Here is a 21,160-nt window from a genome sequence, read left to right as displayed (position 1 = left end):
TTGCTCCCCATGGCGGTTTAGCCACAGTTCAAACAAATGCAAGAAGGCCGGTGTTGGCACGGGAACAGTTCCAAGTCTCAGCTATTGGGCAACAAAGTGACTGGGGCAGATAATGACCGTTTTTGATCAGGGGCTTGCGCTCGGCGTTCGTTCCATGGGGATGGCCCTGGCCATGCTGGCTCTCGCGGGATGCGTGAGCATCAGCAGCCGGTTGCCGGCCGTACCGGCAGCGCTGACCGAACAGGCCGGCATCCCGGGCTCGGCCATTGACGCCGATATTCGCTATTGGGGCGACGAAACCGCCGAGATGAAGGCCGCGGACCTGCGCGACGCGGGCGATGGCAGCATCGATTACCTGACGCTTTCGGGCGGCGGCATCAATGGCGCCTATGGCGCGGGCTATCTGGTGGGCTGGACGGCGCGCGGGGACCGGCCGCAATTCGAGGTCGTCACCGGCATCAGCGTCGGCGCCATGATCGCGCCCATGGCATTCCTTGGCCCGCGCTATGACAGCCGGCTGCAGGCGATCTTCGCCGATCTGGCGTTGCAGCGCTCACCCGCCCTCGACTTCGTTTCAGCCGTGCTGGGCGCGCCCTCGATCGCCAGCAACCGCCCGCTCATCAATGCCATTGCCCGCCTTGTCGATGCACAGGCCCTTGATGAGATTGCCATTGAGCACAAAAAAGGACGGCGCCTGCTGATCGGGACCACCAATCTGGATGCCGAGCGGCCGGTGGTGTGGGATATCGGCGCCATCGCCGTCAGTGCCATTCCCAACAAGCTGCGGCTGGTGCGCCAGATCATTCTGGCCTCGGCGGCGGTCCCGGGCATTTATCCGCCTGTGCTGATCAATGTTGCTGCAGGCGGCAGAGGCTATGACGAGCTGCATGTGGATGGCGGGGTGACGCAGAACCTGGTTCTGCTGCCCGGCGGTTTTGATGGGCTGCCCGGCGCCGCGTCCCGCAACCGGCACCTCTATGTCATCTACAACGGCACCATCGCTCCCACCCGCGAGCCGGTGCAGATGACTAGCGCCTCGATCCTGGGGCGCTCGATCCCGACCCTGCTGAAGTATCGCGGACGCAGCGACATCGCCGTGCTTTCGTCAATGGTGGCGGAAAGCGGCATCGACTACAGCCTTACGGCTATTCCGCCGGAGTTCCCGAGCACGGATAATCTGTTCGGCAGCCCGCAATGGCTGGTGGCGCTCTATAACTATGGCTTTGAAAGCGGCAAGGCCGGCGTGTGGCAGCAGGAGGACTAGTCGTTCTCCTCGCGCGCCCCCTTTTCAGCACGCAGACGCGCGAAATAGTCCAGCCGCTTGCCGAGATCGCGTTCAAAGCCCCGGCCAACCGGATGATAAAAACTCTGCCGTCCAAGCTTTTCGGGGAAATACTCCTGCCCCGAAAAGCCTTCGGGCGTGTCGTGGTCATAGATATAGCCGTCGCCATAGCCCGAGCCCTTCATCAGCTTGGTCGGCGCGTTCAGAATGGTCATCGGCGGCATGGGCGAGCCGGTTGACTTGGCAAGGCTGGTGGCGGCCTTGAAGGCCGTGTAGACGGCGTTCGATTTGGGCGCGAGAGCCAAATAAACCACGACCTGAGCAAGGGCGAGTTCGCCTTCCGGTGAACCCAGCATCTGGTAAGCGTCACGAGCTGCGACGGCCTGCGGCAGCGCCTGCGGATCGGCCAAGCCGATGTCTTCCACGGCCATGCGGATGAGGCGGCGGGCCAGAAACAGTGGATCTTCGCCGGCGTCGAGCATGCGCGCGAAATAGTAAAGCGCCGCATCCGGATCCGAGCCGCGCACGGTCTTATGCAACGCCGAGATGAGATTGTAGTGCCCGTCCTGAGCCTTGTCGTAGATGGGCGCGCGGCGCTGCACGACGGTCAGGAGGGCAGCGGCATCAAGAATCTCGCCCGGCTTGGCCGAGGCCAGCACTTCTTCCACCAAGCCCAGCAAGGCGCGGCCGTCTCCATCAGCAAGGGTTAAAAGCGTTGCCCGGGCATCGGGCTCCAGCGGCAGTGCAGCGCTACCCAACGCTTCGGCACGCCCGACGAGTTTGTCCAGATCTTCGAGGCTGAGCGATTCGAAGCGCAGGACCTGGCTGCGCGAGAGCAAGGCGGCGTTGAGCTCAAAGCTGGGATTTTCGGTCGTGGCGCCGACCAGCACCACAGTGCCGTCTTCCATCACCGGCAGAAAGCCATCCTGCTGGGCGCGATTGAAGCGGTGGATTTCGTCCACGAACAGCAGGGTCTTCTTGCCGGAAAGGCGAACGAAGCGGGCCCGCTCAAACACCTTCTTGAGATCGGCCACGCCGGAAAACACCGCCGAAATCTGCTCGAACTCATAGCCGATCTGATCGGCGAGCAGGCGCGCGACGGTGGTCTTGCCCGTGCCCGGAGGACCCCACAGGATCAGCGACCCCAGCCGGCCAGAGGCGATCATGCGGCGCAGCGTGCCATCGGGCCCGAGCAAGTGGGTCTGCCCGATCACCTCATCGAGGCTGCGCGGGCGCAACTGATCGGCCAGAGGGCGGGCGCGATCCTCGGCGGACTGGTCGGTCGGGGTGGCGAAAAGATCGGCCATGGGGCTCCTTTAGCCGCTGACAATGCTGCGCAACACCCGCCCGTCGCGCTGGAGGATAATCTGCCAAGTGCGGACGCGCTGCGCGACGGCACTGGTGAAGGCCTGCACAGTATCCATGCTGATATCGTTGAGCGACAGCACGATGTCGTCCACTCGCAAACCCATCTGATCGGCAGGCGAGCCGGGCTCAACCGCCGTAATCAGCACACCCTTGGCGTCGTAAGGCAGGTCCTTGGCTTCGGCAAGGGCCGGATCAAGCTGACGCACGCTGGTGCCGGCAAAGCGGGTGTTGCCACTGATGTCGGCGATCTTGTCCGGTCCGGCAGCGGGCGCAGTCTCGACAGTGAAGGCAATGGCCTGGGTGTTGCCGCCGCGCAGGCGCTCAAGCTGCGTCTGGGTGCCGATTGGCTTGGTGGCGAGGCGGAAGTTAAAGGCGCTGGGATCATCGACAGTGATGCCGTCCACCGACACGATCACATCGCCCGAGGCAAAGCCGGCGCGTTCGGCCGGCCCACCAGGCGCCACTTCGGTGATCAGCGCCCCATGCGGCGCGGGCATGCCAAGGCTCTTGGCGATATCGGGGGTCACTGTCTGCATCTTGGCGCCAAACCAGGGGCGCACGATTTCGCCGCCAGCGACGCCGGCATCGGCCACCAGCCGCGCCATGTTGGCGGGAATGGCAAAGCCGATGCCCACCGAGCCGCCGGTCTGCGAATAAATGGCGGTGTTGATGCCCACGAGCTTGCCGTCGAGATCGACAAGAGCGCCGCCGGAATTGCCCGGATTGATCGCCGCATCGGTCTGGATGAAGAACTCGTAGTCGCTGCTTTCCACGCCAGTGCGGGCCAGGGCGGAAACAATGCCGCTCGTCACCGTCTGCCCGACGCCGAAGGGATTGCCGATGGCGAGCACCAGATCGCCAACGAGGAGCCCGTCCGAATCGGCAAAGGTGATGGCGGGGAAGGTGACGGAAGCGGGGTCGCGCACGCGCAGGACGGCCAGATCAGTCTGGGCATCTTCGACGACGATGTCGACTGCAAACTCACGGCCATCGGAAAGGGCGATACGCACATCGGTGGCGCCCTCGATCACATGGCGGTTGGTGAGCACGACGCCGCTGGCATCCACAATTACGCCCGAGCCCAGCGAGCGACTCTCGCGCGGGCGGCTCTGGAACTGGCGGCCACCAAAAAAGCGCTGGAAGAATGGATCGCTGGCAAAGGGGGAAGTCGCCTGCTGCTCGATGCGGGTCGCATAGACATTGACCACCGAAGGGGCGACCGTCGCCACGACCGGCGCAAAGCTGAGCTTGAGCTGCCCCTCGCTCTGGGGCACCTGCCGGGTGGCGGGGGCCGAGGTCAGATCCTGGCTTTGCGCTACGGAGGCTTGCTGTAGTGGAGCCAAAGCCAATGTCCCGCCCAGAGCCAGAGCCCCAAGCACCAAACCAGCCCCGATCCAAGCCTGCACACGCATCAAGCAAAACTCCAGCAAAGGGTGCGGCCCAGGGGCCGCGGAGGGGCAGCGAAACGCCCAGACTTTGTCGTCAAAATGGCACAGCGGCCAGCAGATAAATCCAATGCAAATAAAGGTTTGAATTGGGGGGCCCGGCACCCTATATGCAGCGCTCACCTCCCCCTCTCCCCTGTGCCGGAAAGGCAAGTCGTCAATGACCACTGAGCCGAAACACGTGTTTCCCAATACCTCCGCGCTGATCGCTGCGGAAGCTCCGGATTTTCCGGCATTTCTGTTCTCGGAGCGGGAGCTGCACAAGGCCACAAAAGTGTTTCGCAAGGGCTTTGACGGGCTGCTGACTTATGCCGTCAAGTGCAACCCTTCGCCCCACATCATTGCGCAGCTGCACCGCGAAGGGCTGAAGGCATTCGACGTTGCTTCCAATCGAGAGATGGAGCTGGTGCGCGACTATGCGCCGGGTGCAGCAATGCACTACAACAATCCGATCAAGAACAAGCGGGAAATTGTGCGGGCGTATGAGGAGTTCGGCGTTCGCTCCTTCACCATCGACCATCCCCAGCAGCTCGATCAGCTTGCCTCCGTGGTATCGCCCTCGCGCGACGTTGAGGTCACGACGCGCTTCAAGGCCGGCAAGGCGCTGAAGTCGTACGATTTCGGCATCAAGTTTGGCGTGATGGAGCAAGGCGCCGCCGAGATCGTCACCATGGTCGAGCAGATGGGCTATACGCCGAGCCTGTGCTTCCATGTCGGCTCGCAGTGCGAAGACGCCTATGCCTATGAGCGTCACATCGCGGCTGCATCGCGCATCGTGAACGAAGCGGGGATCGAGCTGAAACGCCTTAATATCGGTGGCGGCTATCCCGCCCCCTACCCGACCAGCGAAGCGCCGCCGATGGACTATTATTTCGAAACGATCTCGACCGCGGTCGAGGATCATTTCGGCAACAAGAATCGCCCTGAGCTGATCATCGAGCCCGGTCGGGCCCTCGTGACCTCGTCGACCTCGCTGCTGCTGCGGGTGAAGCATCAGCGTGGCGGCCAATCGGTTTATGTCAATGACGGCGCCTATGGCTCGCTGATGGAAGTGAAGTTCATGCACTTTACTCCCCCAGTGCGGGTGTGGCGCGGTGCGCGGGTGCACGACAACAATGCCGAGTTCTCCGAGTTCACCATCTGGGGGCCGACCTGCGACAGCTATGACGTGCTGCCCCAGGTGTTCACCCTGCCCGCCGATATCGATGAAGACGACTGGATCGAGTTCGGCCTGATGGGTGCCTATACCCAGGCCTCGCTGACCCCGTTCAACGGCTTTGACCGCCGTGACCAGTACTGGGTCGAGGAAGTCTACACCGGCAAGGACGTCCAGCCGGAATAAGCGCGAAACAGCTGAACAAGGGCCACCCCAGACCATCGGGGTGGCCTTTTCGTTTTGGGGAGGAGGAAGATGCCGCAATTGCCGCCGCTGGCCGCCATGGGCGAGCGCATCGTGATCATGGGGCCCAGCAATGCCGGCAAGTCAACGCTGTGCGTAGCCCTCGCCCAGAAGCTTGGAGCGACACCGGTGCACCTCGACCAGCTTCGGCACCTGCCGGGCACGGACTGGCAGTTGCGCCCGGATGCACAGTTTCACCAGCTACACGACGAGGCCATCCGTTGTGAGCGTTGGGTGATGGACGGCAACTATTCGCTACTGCTGCCGCAGCGCCTTCAGCGTGCTACCGGCGTCATCATTCTCGATGACCATTTCATCCGGCGCCATCTGCGCTATCTCAGGCGAACCCTGTTGCAGAAGCGCCGTGCCGGCAGCCTCGAAGGCAACAAGGACAGCGTCAAATGGGCGATGATCCGCTGGATCTGGAAGACGCGGCGCAGCACTGATCGCCTGAACCTGCTGGCGGCGGAGGCCGGCCTGCCCGTGGTGTTCTGCCGGAGCCTCGATGAGGTGAAGGCGCTTTATTGTGCCTGGGCGCTCTGAGCCGGCGTGTTGGCATCGGTCGGCTTTACCAAGCCGAGCCGGATCACGCTTTCGGCGGTGGCGAGAATGGCATCCCGCCCGCTGATGAAGGGGCGGCCAAGCAAGCCCTCCCCTTTGGTGCGATCGTAATGTTTCTGGTTGCCGATATCATTGATGATCTGGCGCGTGGGCCCGCCAAACCGCGCCAGCAGCTTAATCAACCAATCGGGCACCTGTTTGCGGGTGATGGCCCGGTCGGGATAGGCGCTGCGCAAGATTTCGGCCACATCGGGAAACGGCACATAGTCCGAGGTCGCCAGATAACGGTGCCCGGCAGAGGATGACTGCTGGAGCGCGGCAACGTGCATCGCGGCCACGTCGCGGACATCCACCACCGAAAAGCCATTGCTGGGCATGGCGGGCGTAGAGCCCTCCAGAAGCCCCGAGACCATGCGCAGGGACACACTGGCATCATCGTCGAGCGCCGGTCCCAGGATGGCGCCAGGGTGGATCGTGGTCAGCGCCAAGCCCTCGGAGCGCGCATAAGCCCAGGCGGCGCGTTCAGCCTTGGTCTTGCCCACGCAATAGGCCCAGGTGAACTTCATCGCGGCGAGATCGGTGAAGTGCTCCTCGGTGTAAACCCGCTGGCCCGTGACATGCCCATGGCCATAGCCGACGGTGGCGATTGAAGACGTCATCACCACGCGTTTGACCCCCGTGACCACGGCAAAGCGCAAGACCCGCTCGGTGCCCTCTACGGCCGGGGCGATAACCTCCTGCGGATCTTTGGGTTCGATACCGAGGATCTGGGCTGCGACATGGACAATCGCATCCACCCCGATCATCGCGTCCCGCCAACCCCGATCGTGCATCAGGTCGAGCTTGACGAGTTGCAGGCGTGACAAGACCCCCTGCCCCAACTCGGCGGCGACAGTCTTGCGGACGGCCTCTGCCTTGCCTTCGGAGCGCACCGTGCCGCGTACGTCAAAACCGGCGTGCAGCAACTCGAGGACGGTCCACTTTCCGACAAACCCACTCGCACCGGTGACCAGGATCCGACCAGACTGCATTGCGGCACCCAAAACAAAAGCGGCCACGGAGTGAACCGCAGCCGCTTCTAAAAGTCTATGGGTCTGAGCGCTTACGCGGCTTCGGACTCGTCTTCGTCGCGATACTGTACCGGGCCGCTGTCCTGGCCCTTGGCATTGACGTCACGATCGACAAACTCGATCACGGCCATGGGCGCATTGTCGCCATAGCGGAAGCCGGCCTTCATGATGCGGATATAGCCGCCCTGACGCTCGGCATAACGCGGGCCGAGCACTGCGAACAGCTTGGCAACCTGGCCTTCGTCACGGATCTGAGCGATAGCCTGACGGCGGGCATGCAGGTCGCCGCGCTTAGCGAGGGTGACGAGCTTCTCGACGATCGGACGCAGGTCCTTGGCCTTGGGAAGCGTGGTGACGATCTGCTCGTGCTTGATCAGCGCGGCGGACATGTTGGCAAACATCGCCTTGCGATGGCTGGCCGTACGGTTGAGTTTGCGGCCTGAATTACCGTGGCGCATGGTGGTCTCCTAAAGTGCTTGGCAGCGCGCGATCAATAATGATCTTCGTAGCGCTTGGCGAGGTCATCGATATTCTCGGGTGGCCAGTTGTTGACGTCCATTCCGAGATGAAGCCCCATCTGTGCCAGGACTTCCTTGATTTCGTTGAGCGACTTGCGGCCGAAGTTCGGGGTCCGCAGCATCTCGGCTTCCGTCTTCTGGATCAGGTCGCCGATGTAAACGATGTTGTCGTTCTTGAGGCAGTTGGCCGAACGCACCGAAAGCTCGAGTTCGTCGACCTTCTTGAGCAGCGCCGGATTGAAGGCCAGCTCGGGCACGGAATCCTGCGCCTTTTCCTTGCTGGGCTCTTCGAAGTTCACGAACACCGAGAGCTGATCCTGCAGAATGCGAGCGGCATAAGCCACGGCATCATCCGGCGAGATCGCACCATTGGTTTCCACCTGCAGCGTCAGCTTGTCCTTGTCGAGCGATTCACCAGCACGGGTGGCATCGACCTTGTAGGACACGCGACGAACCGGCGAGAACAGCGAGTCGACCGGGATGTAGCCGATCGGCGCGTCTTCAGGACGGTTCTTGTCGGCAGGCACATAGCCCTTACCGGTGTTCACAGTGAACTCGATATTGATCTCGGCGCCATCATCAAGATGGCAGATCACGAAATCGGGGTTCAGCACTTCGATATCGCCGGTGACCTTGATGTCGCCCGCGGTTACAGCGCCCGGCCCCTGCCGCGTGAGCTGCAGACGCTTTGGGCCTTCGCCGCCCATCTTCAACGCGATCTCTTTCACGTTGAGGACAAGGTCGGTCATGTCCTCGCGCACGCCCGGCAGCGAGGAGAATTCGTGCAGAATGCCATCAATCTGGATTGCCGTCACCGCCGCGCCCTGGAGCGACGACAGCAGCACGCGACGCAGGGCGTTACCAAGGGTAAGCCCGTAACCGCGCTCAAGCGGCTCGGCAACAACCGAGGCCACGCGCGCGTTATCGCTGCCCGAAACAATCTCCAGCTTGGTCGGCTTAATCAGTTCTTGCCAGTTCCTCTGGATCGTCACGGTTCTTGTCCTTTCAAAATCGCGGCCCTCGCCCGGCCGCACCGCCGCAAACGCAATAAGACTCCCGGCCGCCCCGGCCGGGAGCTCTTGACTGCTCTATTAAACGCGGCGCCGCTTGCGCGGACGGCAGCCGTTGTGCGGGATCGAAGTGACGTCACGGATCGAGGTGACGTTGAAACCGGCAGCCTGGAGAGCGCGCAGCGCAGACTCGCGACCCGAACCAGGACCGCGCACTTCAACCTCAAGGGTCTTCATGCCGTGTTCCTGAGCCTTCTTGGCGGCATCTTCAGCAGCGACCTGAGCCGCGTACGGGGTCGACTTGCGAGAACCCTTGAAGCCCATCACACCCGAGGAGCTCCACGAAATCGTGTTGCCCTGCATGTCAGCGATGGTGACCATGGTGTTGTTGAAGGATGCATTCACGTGAGCAACACCCGACGTGATATTCTTGCGCTCCTTGCGGCGGACGCGCGTGGTTTCAGTCTTAGCCATTTAATTCCTCTGATCGATATCTACGCTGCCGTCAGCCTTGGAGCGGCCCCGGCAGCTACATCGAAGAACCCCAAATGGGTTCTTACTTCTTCTTGCCGGCGATCGGCTTGGCCGGACCCTTGCGGGTGCGGGCATTGGTGTGGGTACGCTGACCGCGAACCGGCAAACCGCGACGGTGGCGCAGGCCGCGATAATTACCCAGGTCCATCAGACGCTTGATGTTCATTGCCACATTGCGGCGCAGATCACCTTCCACGACATAGTCGCGGTCGATGGTTTCACGGATCTGGATAACTTCAGCGTCGGTCAATTCATTGACGCGGCGCTCGGCTGGAATGCCAACCTTGGTGCAGATATCCTCGGCGAACTTGTCACCGATCCCGTGGATATACTGCAACGCGATGATCACGCGCTTATTCGTCGGGATATTGACGCCAGCAATACGAGCCACGTCTGCTCTCCTTCATTCAACACGGATACCGTCACGGCCCGTGCCTTTAAACAACAAGGGACCGGATTTCGACCCCCAACCAATTGAGGAACCGAATCCAGCCCAATAATCTATGGAACTGACGCGGTTCTTTAAGGACTTGACAAGCCAGAGTCAACTGCCCTGCCAAATCTGCCTTCAGTGCTCGATGGCCGCCTTGATGGCATCGGTCACTGCGGTGACCGGCGCCATGCCGTCCACAGTTCGCAGTAGACCCTTGCCACTGTAATAGGCAACCAACGGCGCGGTTTGCTCGCCGTAAACGGCAAGGCGCTTGCGCAGCACGTCCTCGTTGTCGTCGGCGCGAGCGCCGCCACTTTCCTTGGCGCGATTAATCACGCGCTGGACCAGAACATCGGGATCGGCCTTGATCTCGACCACGGCGTCGAGCTCGACACCCTTGGCCGCCAGCATCTCACCCAAGGCTTCCGCCTGGGCAATGGTGCGGGGAAAGCCGTCGAGGATAAAGCCCGGCTGGCAGTCCTGTGCATCGAGGCGTTCAGCAACGATGCCATTGACGATCTCGTCGGAAACTAGATCCCCACGATCCACAATGGCCTTGGCCTCAAGCCCCAACGGGGTCTTGGCCGCAATAGCCGACCTCAGGATGTCCCCGGTGGAGAGCTGCGGAATTCCGTAGGTCTCCAGCAGGATTTTTGCTTGTGTCCCCTTGCCCGCTCCTGGCGGCCCCAACAGGATCAACCTCATCGACGTTTGCCCCCACCCAGACGAGACTTCTTGACCAGCCCTTCATATTGCTGCGCGATCAGATGGCTCTGGATCTGGCTAACCGTATCGAGCGTCACCGTCACCATGATCAGCAGCGAGGTGCCGCCGATGAACTGGCTCACCGCCAGCTGGTTGTGGATCAACTCGGGAATCAGCGCCACAACAGTCAGATAAAGCGCGCCGATCAGAGTGATACGAGTCAGCACATAGTCGATGTACTGAGCGGTCCGTTCGCCGGGACGAATGCCCGGGATGAAGCCGCCAGAGCGCTTGAGATTGTCGGCAGTTTCCTGCGGGTTGAAGACGATTGCCGTGTAGAAGAAGGCGAAGAAAATGATGAAGAAGGCAAAGAGCGCAAGGTAAAGTGGTTGCCCACGACCAAGCAGCGCCGTGGTCACCTGAAGCCATTGCGGCGCGTTGCCTTGAGCGGCAAAGGACGCGATGGTTGCAGGCAGCAGCAGGAGCGATGAACCGAAGATCACCGGGATCACGCCTGCCGTGTTGAGCTTGAGCGGCAGATGCGAGGTATCGCCTTGGAACATCTTGTTGCCGACCTGGCGCTTTGGATACTGGATCAGCAGCCGGCGCTGGGCGCGTTCAAAGAACACGATGAAGGCAATCACCGCAATCGAAAGCAGCACGATGCCAAAGCCAGCCAGGGGCGGCAAGGCACCGGTCCGGCTCAGCTCGAAAGTCTGAACAATCGTGGTCGGCAGGTTGGCGACAATACCGGCAAAGATGATCAAGGAAATGCCGTTACCTACGCCGCGTGCAGTGATCTGTTCGCCCAACCACATCAGGAACATGGTGCCGCCAACCAGCGTGATCACCGTCGAGATACGGAAGAACCAACCTGGATTGAGCACAACGCCTTGGCTGCCCTCCAGTCCGACGGCGATGCCATAGGCCTGAACGGCACAAAACACCACGGCAAGATAGCGCGTGTACTGGTTCATCTTGCGACGGCCAGCTTCGCCTTCTTTCTTGAGCGCCTCAAGACGAGGCGATGCGGTGGCGATCACCTGCACGACGATCGAAGCCGTGATATAGGGGATCAGGTTGAGGGCAAAGATCGCCATGCGTTCGACGGCACCGCCGGCGAACATGTTGAACATGCCGATAATGCCCTGCTGGGATTGTTCGAAGGTCGCGCGGAACGCGTCCGGATCAATGCCAGGAACGGGAATAAAAGTGCCAAGACGATAAACGAGCAGCGCGCCCAGTGTGAACCAGATGCGCTGCTGAAGGGCCTTGGCCTTCGAGAAGGTCGAGAAGTTTAGATTACGAGCTAGTTGCTCGGCTGCGGACGCCATGCATCGCTCCCTATGGCTTTAAGGCCAGGCGCGTAAGACCGAGTGAAATCACTCGGCCTGTGCGTCCTCTGCCGTCGACTTTGCCTTGAGCAAATCGACCTTGCCGCCTGCAGATTCAATAGCTGCAAGCGCACCCTTGGTTGCATAATCAACCTTGAAGGTGACCTTGGAGGCGGTGAAACCCTCAGCACCGATCAGGCGCACGCCGTCCTTGACGCGACGGATCACGCCGGCAGCAACAAGAGCCTGAGCATCGACAATACCGGACACGTCCAGCTTGCCGCTATCGATGTAGTTCTGGATGCGATCGATACGGATCTGGTTCCAGTCCTTGGGGTTCGGCGGATTGAAGCCGCGCTTTGGCATACGCATGTGAAGGGGCATCTGGCCGCCTTCAAAACCGTTGATCGCCACGCCTGAGCGTGCGGTCTGGCCCTTGCCACCGCGACCACCGGTCTTTCCCTTGCCCGAACCGATACCGCGGCCTACGCGGATACGGGTCTTGCTGGAGCCTGGATTATCACGAAGTTCGTTCAAACGGGTCATGGGGGACCTTCTTTCCTACTCGCCGATTACGCGGACGAGGTGCGGGAGCTTGTTGATCATGCCGCGCACTTCGGGCGTATCAATCAGCTCGCGCTTCTTGTTCATCTTGTTCAGCCCCAGACCGATCAGGGTTGCACGCTGCACCTTGTCACGGCGGATCGGTGATCCGATCTGCTGGACGGTAATGGTTTTGCCATCAGCCATTTTTAATCTCCGACTAGGTGGTGCGATCAGACTTCGACGGCAGCTTCGCCGCGGCGAGCCTGCAGTTCGGAAACCTTTAGGCCACGACGGGAGGCCACCGAGCGAGGGCTATCAACGCGCTTGAGCGCATCAAAGGTAGCCCGCACCATGTTGTATGGGTTTGCAGTGCCCTGCGACTTAGCAACGATGTCGTTGATGCCAAGAGTTTCGAACACAGCGCGCATCGGACCACCAGCAATGATGCCGGTACCGGGAACGGCTGCGCGCAGGATCACCTTGCCGGCGCCGTGACGACCCTGCACATCGTGGTGCAGCGTACGAGCGTCGCGCAGGGGTACGCGGATCATCTGCCGCTTCGCCTGCTCTGTGGCCTTGCGGATTGCTTCTGGAACTTCGCGCGCCTTGCCGTGACCAAAGCCAACGCGGCCCTTCTGGTCGCCAACAACAACAAGCGCTGCAAAGCCGAAGCGACGGCCACCCTTGACCACCTTAGCCACACGGTTGATGTGGACCAGGCGATCGACGAATTCGCTTTCGCGTTCTTGAACGTCTCTGCTCATAATGTTTTTCCTTGCCGTGTCTTAGAACTGCAGACCGCCCTCGCGGGCTGCCTCTGCAAGGGCCTTTACACGGCCGTGATAGATGTACGACCCACGGTCGAAGACGACTTCGGCAACGCCAGCCTGGGTGCCGCGCTCGGCAATCAACTTGCCGATCGCTGCTGCAGCCTCGGCGGTGCTGCCATTGGCAACACTGGACTTGATGTCCTTGTCGAGCGTCGAAGCGGCCGCAAGGGTGCGACCCGTCGTGTCATCGATGATCTGAGCGTAGATATTCTTGTCCGAACGGAAAACCGACAGACGCGGACGACCGAAGGCACGAGCCTTGAGCGCCTTGCGGACACGGGCCTTGCGGCGCTCCGCACCTTTTGCACTAATAGCCATAGCTGGCGCTCCTTACTTCTTCTTGCCTTCTTTGCGGAAGACCTGTTCGCCCAGGTACCGCACGCCCTTGCCCTTGTAGGGCTCTGGAGCACGCCACTCGCGGATATTGGCCGCAACCTGGCCAACCTGCTGCTTGTCCGTACCGGTTACGATGATCTCGGTCGGTGCAGGGACAGCAAGCGTGATGCCCGCAGGGGCTTGGTAGATCACTTCGTGGCTGAACCCAAGCGAAAGCTTGATGTCCTTGCCCTGCATTGCAGCGCGATAACCAACACCCTGGATCGCCAGCCGCTTTTCAAAGCCCGTGCTGACACCGGTGACCATGTTCTGGATCAGTGCACGGGTGGTGCCCCAGGCAGCGCGCGCCTCACGGGTGTCGTTGGCCGGAACAACGGTGATGCCGTCGTCGCCCTGCTCAACATTGACAACTTCCATGAGGGGCAGGCTCAGCTCGCCCTTGGGCCCCTTGGCGGTTACGGTGCGACCATTGACGGTCACCGTAACGCCACTCACCGGTGCAACCGGTTTCTTGCCAGTACGTGACATTTTCAGTTCAATCCTTGAGTAATCGTCTTACCGTGGATCCAGGGCACAAGCCCTAGAACACGCGGCAGAGTACCTCGCCACCGACATTGGCGGCCTTGGCTTCGTGGTCGGCCATCACACCCTTGGGGGTGGAGAGGATCGACACACCCAGGCCATTCGCAACCTGGGGGATATTCTTGACCGACGCATAAACGCGACGGCCGGGACGCGAAACGCGCTCGATGGTGCGAATCACGGGGTCGTTTTCGGCATACTTCAGTTCAATTTCGTATTCGGCAGCGCCGTTCTCGAACTTGGTTTCCGAATAGCCGCGGATGAAGCCTTCGGACTGAAGCACGTCCAGGACGCGGCCACGCAGCGTGGAAGCCGGCGTGGACACGGAAGTCTTGCGGCGCAACTGGGCATTGCGGATGCGGGTCAGCATATCGCCGATGGGATCGGAAAAGCTCATCTCAGATTCTCCTTACCAGCTCGACTTCACGAGGCCGGGAATCATGCCCATGTTGCCCAGCTCACGCAGGGCAATACGGCTCATCTTGAGCTTACGATAGTAAGCGCGTGGACGACCCGACACTTCGCAACGATTGCGCACCCGCACCTTGGCGGAATTGCGCGGCAGTTCGGCCAGCTTCAACTGGGCCGCGAAACGCTGATCAATGGGGATCGACTGATCCTTGGTCTGCGCCTTGAGAGCTGCGCGCTTGCCGGCATACTGCTTGGCGAGCGCAACGCGCTTCTTGTTCTTTTCAATGGAGCTGGTCTTGGCCATGTCCTGTTCCTTATCCTTCCCCTGCCCGCTTACTGGCGGAACGGGAAGTTGAATGCCTTAAGAAGCGCGCGCGCCTCATCATCGCTCTTGGCCGTCGTCGCAATGACGATGTCCATGCCCCAGACCTGGTCAACCTGATCGTAGTTGATTTCCGGGAAGATGATATGTTCCTTGATGCCCATAGCGTAGTTGCCACGGCCGTCAAATGAATTCGGATTGAGGCCGCGGAAATCTCGCACGCGGGGCAGCGCAATGTTGACCAGACGGTCAAGGAATTCATACATGCGCGTCTTGCGCAGCGTGACCTTGACGCCCAGCGGCATGTCTTCGCGCACCTTGAAGCCGGCGATCGACTTGCGAGCATGGGTGATCACGGGCTTCTGGCCGGCAATCTTTTCCAGATCGCCCGCAGCGCTCTTGACCTTCTTGGTGTCGTTGACGGCTTCGCCAACGCCCATGTTCAGCACGATCTTGTCGAGCTTGGGCATTTCCATGACGTTCTTGTAGGAGAACTGCTCCTGAAGAACCTTGCGGATATTTTCTTCATACTCGGTACGAAGCCGCGGAATGTAAGCGGTCTCAGCCATCGATCACATCTCCGGTCGACTTGGCAACGCGCGTCTTGACGCCGTCGTTGATCTGGAAACCGACGCGGGTGGGCTTGCCATCCTTGTCGGCGAGCGCGATGTTCGACAAATGGATCGGGGCTTCCTTGGTGAAGATCCCTGCATCGGTCGACGCGGTCTGCTTGGTGTGGCGACGAACCAGGTTGATACCCTGGACCAGCGCCTTGGTTTCGGTCGGGATGACCTGCAGGACCTGCCCGGTCTTGCCCTTGTCCTTGCCGGCCAGGACGACGACCTTGTCGCCCTTTTTAATCTTGGCAGCCATTACAGCACCTCTGGCGCGAGCGAAATGATCTTCATGTGGTTCTTGGCGCGAAGCTCGCGCGGAACTGGTCCGAAGATACGAGTGCCGATTGGCTCTTTCTGATTGTTGATCAGAACCGCGGCATTCTTGTCGAAGCGTATTACGGTGCCATCGGGACGACGGATGTCGAACGCGGTGCGAACGACCACGGCCTTCATGACCTGGCCCTTCTTGACACGGCCACGTGGAATGGCATCCTTGACGGAGACGACGATGATGTCGCCGACCGAAGCGTACTTGCGGTGCGAACCGCCCAGTACCTTGATGCACATGACCCGTTTGGCGCCGGAGTTGTCGGCAACATCGAGATTGGACTGCATCTGGATCATGGCGTAGCACCTTCCTGAGCCGCGTCCTGAACCAGCGTCCAGCGCTTGTTCTTGGAAATCGGCGCACACTCTTCGATCCAAACGATCTGCCCGACCTTGGCCAGATTGGCCTCGTCATGGGCGTGATACTTCTTGGACCGGCGAACCGTCTTCTTCATCACGGGATGCGTGAAGCGGCGCTCAACGCGCACCACGACCGTCTTCTCATTGGCGTCGGAGACCACAGTCCCCTGCAAAACGCGCTTTGGCATGGTCGCGGCTCCTTACTTCGCTGCGTTCTTTTCGCCGAGGATCGTCTTGATCCGCGCGATGTCGCGGCGGACGGACTTTACCTGGGCCGGCTTTTCCAGCTGCTGGGTAGCGCGCTGGAAACGCAGGTTGAACTGTTCTTTCTTGAGGTCGACGAGCTGATCCTTCAGTTCGTCTGCGGTCTTGCTCCGCACATCACTGGCTTTCATGCTCGCAGTCCTTAGTCGGCAATGCGGGTAACAACCCGCGTCATGATCGGAAGCTTCATTGCGCCAAGGCGCAGCGCTTCCTTGGCAACGTCCTCGGGGACGCCGTCGATCTCGAATACAATGCGGCCCGGTTTAACACGAGCAGCCCAGAATTCAACCGAACCCTTGCCCTTACCCATACGCACTTCAGTCGGCTTCTTGGAAACCGGCACATCTGGGAAGATACGGATCCAGACACGACCCTGGCGCTTCATCTCGCGGGTAATGGCGCGACGAGCAGCTTCGATCTGGCGAGCGGTGACCCGCTCTGGCTCAGTTGCCTTGAGGGCATACTGGCCGAAGGCAAGCTCGGTGCCGCCCTTGGCGACGCCGTGGATACGGCCCTTGTGCGCCTTGCGGAACTTAGTCTTTTTTGGTTGCAGCATAATGAACTAACCTTCTTATGCGCGTTCACGATCGCGGTCACCGCGATCAGGCCGCGGACCACGCTCGCTGCGTTCGCTACGCTGACCACCGGCATCGTTGCCTTCAGTCGCGCGACGCTCATGGGCAGTGGGATCGTGCTCAAGAACTTCACCCTTGAAGATCCAGACCTTGATACCGATGATGCCATACGTGGTTTCGGCTTCGGCAGTGCCGTAGTCGATATCAGCACGCAGGGTGTGCAGCGGAACGCGACCTTCGCGGTACCATTCGGTACGAGCGATGTCAGCGCCACCAAGGCGACCACCAACATTCACGCGGATGCCACCGGCGCCCATGCGAATTGCGGTCTGCACAGCACGCTTCATGGCGCGGCGGAAGGCAACACGACGTTCCAGCTGCTGGGCAATGCCTTGGGCAACGAGGGTCGCATCGGTTTCCGGCTTGCGCACTTCAACGATGTTGATGTGCACTTCGCTGTCAGTGTACTTCTTGACCTTGGCGCGGATCTTGTCGATGTCCGCGCCCTTCTTGCCGATCACGATGCCCGGACGGGCGGTGTGGATCGACACGCGGCACTTACGGTGCGGACGCTCGATGACGATCTTGGACACGGCAGCGGCCTTGAGGTCCTCGAGCAGAGTCTCGCGGATCTTGAGGTCTTCCTGCAGCAGCGAACCGTATTCGCCCTTGTTGGCGAACCAGCGGCTGTCCCAGGTGCGGTTGATGCCCAGGCGGAAGCCAATTGGATTGATCTTCTGGCCCATTATGCGGCCTCCTCAACTTGCCGGACGATGATCGTCAGATGCGCGAAAGGCTTCTCGATCCGCGACGACCGGCCACGGCCACGAGCCGTGAAACGCTTCATGACAAGCGAGTTGCCGACATAGGCTTCGGCGACGACGAGCGCGTCGGTATCGAGGCCATGGTTGTTCTCGGCGTTCGCGATGGCGCTCTCGAGCACCTTCTTGACCTGGCCGGAAATGCGCTTGTGCGAGAACTCGAGTTCGGCGAGAGCCTTCTCGACCTTCTTGCCACGGATCAGCTGGGCCAGAAGGTTGAGCTTCTGCGGGCTGATGCGCAGCATGCGCAACACAGCCTTGGCCTCGTTGTCCTTGAGCGAACGCTGGGTTTTTGGCTTGCCCATCTTACTTCCTCTTGGCCTTCTTGTCGGCCGCATGCCCGTAATAGGTACGGGTAGGAGCGAATTCGCCGAACTTGTGGCCGATCATGTCTTCAGTGACGTTCACCGGAACATGCTTCTGGCCGTTGTGGACGCCGAAGGTGATGCCGACAAACTGCGGCAGAATGGTCGAGCGGCGGCTCCAGATCTTGACCACATCGCTGCGGCCTGACGACTGGGCCTTCTCGGCCTTCTTGAGCAGATAGCCGTCAACAAACGGCCCCTTCCAAATCGAACGGGTCATGTTTTACCTGCCCTTCTTCACGTGGCGGCTACGAACGATGAACTTGTCCGTTGCCTTGTTGCTGCGAGTCTTCTTGCCCTTGGTCGGCTTGCCCCAAGGCGTAACCGGGTGACGGCCACCAGAGGTACGGCCTTCACCACCACCATGCGGGTGATCGATCGGGTTCATGGCCACGCCGCGGGTGACGGGCTTGCGACCCAGCCAACGCGACCGGCCGGCCTTGCCGAGCGAGGTGTTGGAGTGGTCCTGGTTGGAAACCGCGCCAACGGTTGCAAGGCAAGTGCCATGCACGCGGCGCTGTTCACCCGAGTTCAGGCGCAGGATCGCCCAACCCTGGTCACGACCAACATACTGGGCATAAGCACCAGCCGAGCGAGCGACCTGACCGCCCTTGCGGGGCTTAAGCTCAATGTTGTGCACGATCGTGCCAACGGGCATACGCTCGAGCGGCATTGCATTGCCGGGCTTCACGTCGGCGCCGTTCATCGAAGAGATGACCTTGTCACCAGCCGACAAACGCTGCGGCGCAATGATATAAGCCTTCTCGCCGTCTTCGTAGATCACCAGGGCGATCCAGGCGGTGCGGTTGGGATCGTATTCCAGCCGCTCGACAGTGCCGACCGAGTCGAACTTGACGCGCTTAAAGTCAACCAGACGATAGGTCCGCTTGTGACCGCCGCCACGGTGGAACGCAGTGATGCGTCCACGGTTGTTACGGCCGCCCTTTTTGGACAAACCCTCGGTCAAGGTCTTGACCGGAGCGCCCTTCCAGAGTTCCGAACGATCGGTCGTGATCAGCTGACGACGGCCTTCGGAGGTGGGATTGTAAGTTTTTAGAGCCATTTTTGTCTCTGTCCCTTAGAGGCCGGTCGAAATATCGATCGACTGGCCGTCGACGAGGGTCACGATGGCCTTCTTGACGTCGTTACGAACGCCGATCTTGCCGCGGAAACGCTTCACCTTGCCCTTGCGGACGAGGGTGTTAACTGCCTTCACCTTGACCTGGAAGAGCTGCTCGACGGCAGCCTTGATCTCGGTCTTGCTGGCATCGATTGCCACATCGAAAACAACCTGGTTGTTTTCCGAAGCCATGGTCGACTTTTCAGTCACCACTGGATTGCGGACGATGTCGTAAGCGCTAAGCTTGTTCATGCGAACCTCGCTTCCAGCGCTTCGAGCGCTGCCTTGGTCAGGACGAGCTTTTCACGCTTGAGGATCGAAACAACGTTGATCCCCTGCACCGGCAGCACGTCGATGTGCGGAATGTTGCGGGCGGCCAGAGCGAAGTTCTGGTCCACAGCCGCACCATCGATGATCAGCGCATTGGACCAGGCCAAGTTGCCGAACACGGTGCGAAGCGCCGCAGTCTTGGGAACAGCAGTCGCAACGCTATCCAGGACGATCAGATCGCCTGCCTTAGCCTTTGCCGACAAAGCATGCTTGAGTGCCAGGGCGCGGACCTTCTTGGGAAGATCGATCGCATGGCTGCGCGGGGTCGGACCGAATGCACGGCCACCACCACGGAACTGGGGAGCCTTGCGATCGCCGTGACGGGCGCCGCCCGAACCCTTCTGCTTCACGAACTTCTTGCCCGTGCGCACGCCTTCCGAACGATGCTTGACATCGTGCGTGCCGGACATGGCCTTGAGCTGCTGGTAGCGAACCATGCGGTGCAGGATGTCCTGCCGCACTTCGAGGCCGAACACGTCGTCAGCAAGCGTAACGCTGCCGTTCGACTGGCCATCAAGAGTGGTTACCTGGAGTTCCATTTATACTGCCTCCCCCGCAACATCAGCGGCGGGCTTGAACGAACCGGGGAAAGCCGCATCTTTGGGAGCGGGCTTCTTGACGGCGTCCTTGATCATGATCCAAGCGCCCTTGGCACCTGGGACCGAACCCTGGATCATGATCAAACCGCGCTCGACATCGGTCTTGACGACCTTGAGGTTCTGCGTGGTGATGCGACGATCGCCCATATGGCCCGGCATCTTCTTGTTTTTGAAGGTCTTGCCCGGGTCCTGACGGCCACCGGTCGAACCGATCGAACGGTGCGACACAGACACACCGTGGGTCGCGCGCAGACCACCAAAGTTCCAGCGCTTCATACCGCCGGCAAAACCCTTACCAATCGAGGTGCCGGTGACATCCACCAGCTGGCCTTCGACAAAGTGGTCAGCCTGCAGCTGCGCGCCGACCTCGATGAGGTTGGCCTCATCAACGCGGAACTCAGCGACGTGGCGCTTTGGCTCGACCTTGGCGACGGCGAACTGGCCGCGTTCTGCCTTGGTCGTATTCTTGGCTTTCGCCTGCCCAGCACCGAGCTGCAACGCCACATAGCCGTCTTTTTCCGCAGTCCGCTGACCTACCACCTGGCAGTTCTGCAGCTCAAGCACCGTGACCGGCACATGCGCGCCGTCATCGGTGAAAATGCGGGTCATGCCCAGCTTCTGTGCGATCAATCCAGAACGCATCGGTTTAAACCTTTTCAAACTGGCGCTGTGCCGGGTCATTGTTTCCCAAGAGGACCCTGTTGGCGGCAAGCGCGAAAATTATGTCACTTAGAGCTTGATTTCGACGTCCACACCGGCGGCGAGGTCGAGCTTCATCAGTGCATCAACCGTCTGGGGAGTCGGATCCACGATGTCGAGAAGACGCTTGTGGGTCCGGATCTCGAACTGCTCGCGCGACTTCTTGTCGATGTGCGGCGAGCGGTTGACGGTGAACTTCTCGATCCGCGTCGGCAACGGAATTGGGCCGCGTACCTGCGCGCCCGTACGCTTGGCCGTATTGACGATCTCGCGGGTCGAGCTATCGAGCACACGATGGTCAAAGGCCTTGAGCCTGATGCGAATATTTTGACCGTTCATCTTGTGAATCCTGACAGAAATGGACGCGGCGCGCGTCAATCCGCGCGCCGCGAATAAA

33 protein-coding genes are annotated in these 21,160 nt (G+C 60.6%); 3 read left to right on the top strand and 30 right to left on the bottom strand.

All coding sequences use genetic code 11. The annotated features are described in order from the left end of the window. Window positions 1–112: 112 nt before the first annotated feature. Complete coding sequence (locus tag HRU92_RS04635) at window positions 113–1,264, top strand: patatin-like phospholipase family protein (RefSeq protein ID WP_127752928.1); 1,152 nt, start codon at window positions 113–115, stop codon at window positions 1,262–1,264. Here HRU92_RS04635 and HRU92_RS04630 read toward each other — a convergent pair. Together HRU92_RS04630 and HRU92_RS04625 are read right to left on the bottom strand one after the other, a co-directional pair. Beyond that, complete coding sequence (locus HRU92_RS04630) at window positions 1,261–2,589, bottom strand: replication-associated recombination protein A (protein WP_127752927.1); 1,329 nt, start codon at window positions 2,587–2,589, stop codon at window positions 1,261–1,263. The genes HRU92_RS04635 and HRU92_RS04630 overlap by 4 nt on opposite strands. A 9-nt stretch (window positions 2,590–2,598) precedes the next feature. Further along, window positions 2,599–4,062 carry a DegQ family serine endoprotease gene (locus HRU92_RS04625; protein WP_172123156.1) on the bottom strand — a complete coding sequence of 488 codons (1,464 nt, stop codon included), beginning with the start codon at window positions 4,060–4,062 and terminating at the stop codon, window positions 2,599–2,601. A 193-nt stretch (window positions 4,063–4,255) separates the two neighbouring features. On the opposite strand from HRU92_RS04625, the gene HRU92_RS04620 reads away from it, so the two are divergent. Then, complete coding sequence (locus HRU92_RS04620; protein WP_164854793.1) at window positions 4,256–5,437, top strand: type III PLP-dependent enzyme; 1,182 nt, start codon at window positions 4,256–4,258, stop codon at window positions 5,435–5,437. Between the two features lie 69 nt (window positions 5,438–5,506). Continuing rightward, complete coding sequence (locus tag HRU92_RS04615) at window positions 5,507–6,037, top strand: AAA family ATPase (RefSeq protein WP_248306953.1); 531 nt, start codon at window positions 5,507–5,509, stop codon at window positions 6,035–6,037. Here the strand turns inward: HRU92_RS04615 and HRU92_RS04610 are convergent. From HRU92_RS04610 to rpsJ, 28 genes are all read right to left on the bottom strand, one after another. Next, a complete protein-coding gene (locus HRU92_RS04610; protein WP_172123155.1) occupies window positions 6,016–7,086 on the bottom strand; it encodes an NAD-dependent epimerase/dehydratase family protein in 1,071 nt (356 codons plus the stop codon). The two genes, HRU92_RS04615 and HRU92_RS04610, sit on opposite strands and share 22 nt — an antisense overlap. A gap of 71 nt (window positions 7,087–7,157) precedes the next feature. Further along, window positions 7,158–7,583, bottom strand: a complete 426-nt coding sequence (gene rplQ / locus HRU92_RS04605; RefSeq protein ID WP_127752924.1) for a 50S ribosomal protein L17 — start codon at window positions 7,581–7,583, stop codon at window positions 7,158–7,160. A 32-nt stretch (window positions 7,584–7,615) separates the two neighbouring features. Beyond that, entirely contained in the window at window positions 7,616–8,635 is a 1,020-nt protein-coding gene (locus HRU92_RS04600; protein ID WP_172123154.1) for a DNA-directed RNA polymerase subunit alpha, read from the bottom strand. Window positions 8,636–8,734: 99 nt separating this feature from the next. Further along, window positions 8,735–9,127, bottom strand: coding sequence for a 30S ribosomal protein S11 (gene rpsK, locus HRU92_RS04595; protein WP_127752922.1), 393 nt, complete (start codon window positions 9,125–9,127; stop codon window positions 8,735–8,737). An 82-nt stretch (window positions 9,128–9,209) separates the two neighbouring features. Then, complete coding sequence (gene rpsM, locus HRU92_RS04590) at window positions 9,210–9,578, bottom strand: 30S ribosomal protein S13 (RefSeq protein WP_108398542.1); 369 nt, start codon at window positions 9,576–9,578, stop codon at window positions 9,210–9,212. Window positions 9,579–9,755: 177 nt separating this feature from the next. After that, on the bottom strand, window positions 9,756–10,325 hold the full coding sequence (locus HRU92_RS04585; protein ID WP_127752921.1) for an adenylate kinase: 570 nt from the start codon (window positions 10,323–10,325) through the stop codon (window positions 9,756–9,758). Continuing rightward, on the bottom strand, window positions 10,322–11,659 hold the full coding sequence (secY, locus tag HRU92_RS04580) for a preprotein translocase subunit SecY (RefSeq protein WP_127752920.1): 1,338 nt from the start codon (window positions 11,657–11,659) through the stop codon (window positions 10,322–10,324). The genes HRU92_RS04585 and secY overlap by 4 nt, the downstream gene beginning before the upstream one ends. A 48-nt stretch (window positions 11,660–11,707) precedes the next feature. Beyond that, window positions 11,708–12,205, bottom strand: a complete 498-nt coding sequence (rplO, locus tag HRU92_RS04575; protein ID WP_172123153.1) for a 50S ribosomal protein L15 — start codon at window positions 12,203–12,205, stop codon at window positions 11,708–11,710. Between the two features lie 15 nt (window positions 12,206–12,220). Next, window positions 12,221–12,409 carry a 50S ribosomal protein L30 gene (rpmD, locus tag HRU92_RS04570; RefSeq protein WP_127752918.1) on the bottom strand — a complete coding sequence of 63 codons (189 nt, stop codon included), beginning with the start codon at window positions 12,407–12,409 and terminating at the stop codon, window positions 12,221–12,223. 26 nt (window positions 12,410–12,435) lie between these two features. Further along, the gene (gene rpsE / locus HRU92_RS04565) at window positions 12,436–12,969 is read right to left on the bottom strand and encodes a 30S ribosomal protein S5 (protein WP_127752917.1); all 534 of its coding nucleotides are present in this window, start codon (window positions 12,967–12,969) and stop codon (window positions 12,436–12,438) included. 21 nt (window positions 12,970–12,990) lie between these two features. Further along, window positions 12,991–13,353: a 50S ribosomal protein L18 gene (gene rplR / locus HRU92_RS04560; protein ID WP_127752916.1), complete on the bottom strand. Its 363-nt coding sequence runs from the start codon at window positions 13,351–13,353 to the stop codon at window positions 12,991–12,993. Window positions 13,354–13,365: 12 nt separating this feature from the next. Continuing rightward, window positions 13,366–13,899 carry a 50S ribosomal protein L6 gene (gene rplF, locus HRU92_RS04555; protein ID WP_127752915.1) on the bottom strand — a complete coding sequence of 178 codons (534 nt, stop codon included), beginning with the start codon at window positions 13,897–13,899 and terminating at the stop codon, window positions 13,366–13,368. 52 nt (window positions 13,900–13,951) lie between these two features. Continuing rightward, the gene (gene rpsH / locus HRU92_RS04550) at window positions 13,952–14,350 is read right to left on the bottom strand and encodes a 30S ribosomal protein S8 (protein WP_127752914.1); all 399 of its coding nucleotides are present in this window, start codon (window positions 14,348–14,350) and stop codon (window positions 13,952–13,954) included. A 12-nt stretch (window positions 14,351–14,362) separates the two neighbouring features. Continuing rightward, window positions 14,363–14,668, bottom strand: coding sequence for a 30S ribosomal protein S14 (rpsN, locus tag HRU92_RS04545; RefSeq protein ID WP_127752913.1), 306 nt, complete (start codon window positions 14,666–14,668; stop codon window positions 14,363–14,365). Between the two features lie 29 nt (window positions 14,669–14,697). Continuing rightward, window positions 14,698–15,255, bottom strand: coding sequence for a 50S ribosomal protein L5 (gene rplE / locus HRU92_RS04540; RefSeq protein WP_127752912.1), 558 nt, complete (start codon window positions 15,253–15,255; stop codon window positions 14,698–14,700). Next, window positions 15,248–15,559: a 50S ribosomal protein L24 gene (rplX, locus tag HRU92_RS04535; RefSeq protein WP_127752911.1), complete on the bottom strand. Its 312-nt coding sequence runs from the start codon at window positions 15,557–15,559 to the stop codon at window positions 15,248–15,250. Before rplX ends, rplE begins: the two co-directional genes overlap by 8 nt. Beyond that, window positions 15,559–15,927, bottom strand: a complete 369-nt coding sequence (rplN, locus tag HRU92_RS04530) for a 50S ribosomal protein L14 (protein WP_046138380.1) — start codon at window positions 15,925–15,927, stop codon at window positions 15,559–15,561. Before rplN ends, rplX begins: the two co-directional genes overlap by 1 nt. Continuing rightward, on the bottom strand, window positions 15,924–16,178 hold the full coding sequence (rpsQ, locus tag HRU92_RS04525; RefSeq protein ID WP_127752910.1) for a 30S ribosomal protein S17: 255 nt from the start codon (window positions 16,176–16,178) through the stop codon (window positions 15,924–15,926). Before rpsQ ends, rplN begins: the two co-directional genes overlap by 4 nt. Window positions 16,179–16,190: 12 nt before the next feature. Continuing rightward, window positions 16,191–16,385 carry a 50S ribosomal protein L29 gene (gene rpmC / locus HRU92_RS04520; protein ID WP_046172875.1) on the bottom strand — a complete coding sequence of 65 codons (195 nt, stop codon included), beginning with the start codon at window positions 16,383–16,385 and terminating at the stop codon, window positions 16,191–16,193. 11 nt (window positions 16,386–16,396) lie between these two features. Next, window positions 16,397–16,810 carry a 50S ribosomal protein L16 gene (rplP, locus tag HRU92_RS04515; RefSeq protein ID WP_108459097.1) on the bottom strand — a complete coding sequence of 138 codons (414 nt, stop codon included), beginning with the start codon at window positions 16,808–16,810 and terminating at the stop codon, window positions 16,397–16,399. Between the two features lie 15 nt (window positions 16,811–16,825). Continuing rightward, window positions 16,826–17,575, bottom strand: coding sequence for a 30S ribosomal protein S3 (rpsC, locus tag HRU92_RS04510; protein WP_127752909.1), 750 nt, complete (start codon window positions 17,573–17,575; stop codon window positions 16,826–16,828). Then, complete coding sequence (rplV, locus tag HRU92_RS04505) at window positions 17,575–17,955, bottom strand: 50S ribosomal protein L22 (RefSeq protein ID WP_127752908.1); 381 nt, start codon at window positions 17,953–17,955, stop codon at window positions 17,575–17,577. Before rplV ends, rpsC begins: the two co-directional genes overlap by 1 nt. Before the next feature lies 1 nt (window position 17,956). Further along, window positions 17,957–18,235 carry a 30S ribosomal protein S19 gene (gene rpsS / locus HRU92_RS04500; RefSeq protein WP_126151783.1) on the bottom strand — a complete coding sequence of 93 codons (279 nt, stop codon included), beginning with the start codon at window positions 18,233–18,235 and terminating at the stop codon, window positions 17,957–17,959. A 3-nt stretch (window positions 18,236–18,238) separates the two neighbouring features. Beyond that, window positions 18,239–19,078, bottom strand: a complete 840-nt coding sequence (gene rplB, locus HRU92_RS04495) for a 50S ribosomal protein L2 (protein WP_127752907.1) — start codon at window positions 19,076–19,078, stop codon at window positions 18,239–18,241. 15 nt (window positions 19,079–19,093) lie between these two features. Next, window positions 19,094–19,387: a 50S ribosomal protein L23 gene (locus tag HRU92_RS04490; RefSeq protein WP_127752906.1), complete on the bottom strand. Its 294-nt coding sequence runs from the start codon at window positions 19,385–19,387 to the stop codon at window positions 19,094–19,096. After that, window positions 19,384–20,004, bottom strand: a complete 621-nt coding sequence (gene rplD, locus HRU92_RS04485) for a 50S ribosomal protein L4 (protein WP_172123151.1) — start codon at window positions 20,002–20,004, stop codon at window positions 19,384–19,386. Before rplD ends, HRU92_RS04490 begins: the two co-directional genes overlap by 4 nt. Beyond that, window positions 20,005–20,706 carry a 50S ribosomal protein L3 gene (gene rplC, locus HRU92_RS04480; protein WP_127755207.1) on the bottom strand — a complete coding sequence of 234 codons (702 nt, stop codon included), beginning with the start codon at window positions 20,704–20,706 and terminating at the stop codon, window positions 20,005–20,007. It lies immediately after the preceding gene. An 87-nt stretch (window positions 20,707–20,793) separates the two neighbouring features. Then, the gene (gene rpsJ, locus HRU92_RS04475; protein ID WP_072338649.1) at window positions 20,794–21,102 is read right to left on the bottom strand and encodes a 30S ribosomal protein S10; all 309 of its coding nucleotides are present in this window, start codon (window positions 21,100–21,102) and stop codon (window positions 20,794–20,796) included. Between the last annotated feature and the right edge of the window lie 58 nt (window positions 21,103–21,160).

It is taken from the genome of Devosia sp. 1635 (assembly GCF_013185955.1).
Lineage (GTDB): Bacteria > Pseudomonadota > Alphaproteobacteria > Rhizobiales > Devosiaceae > Devosia.
This window is presented reverse-complemented; position numbering and strand designations above follow the sequence as displayed.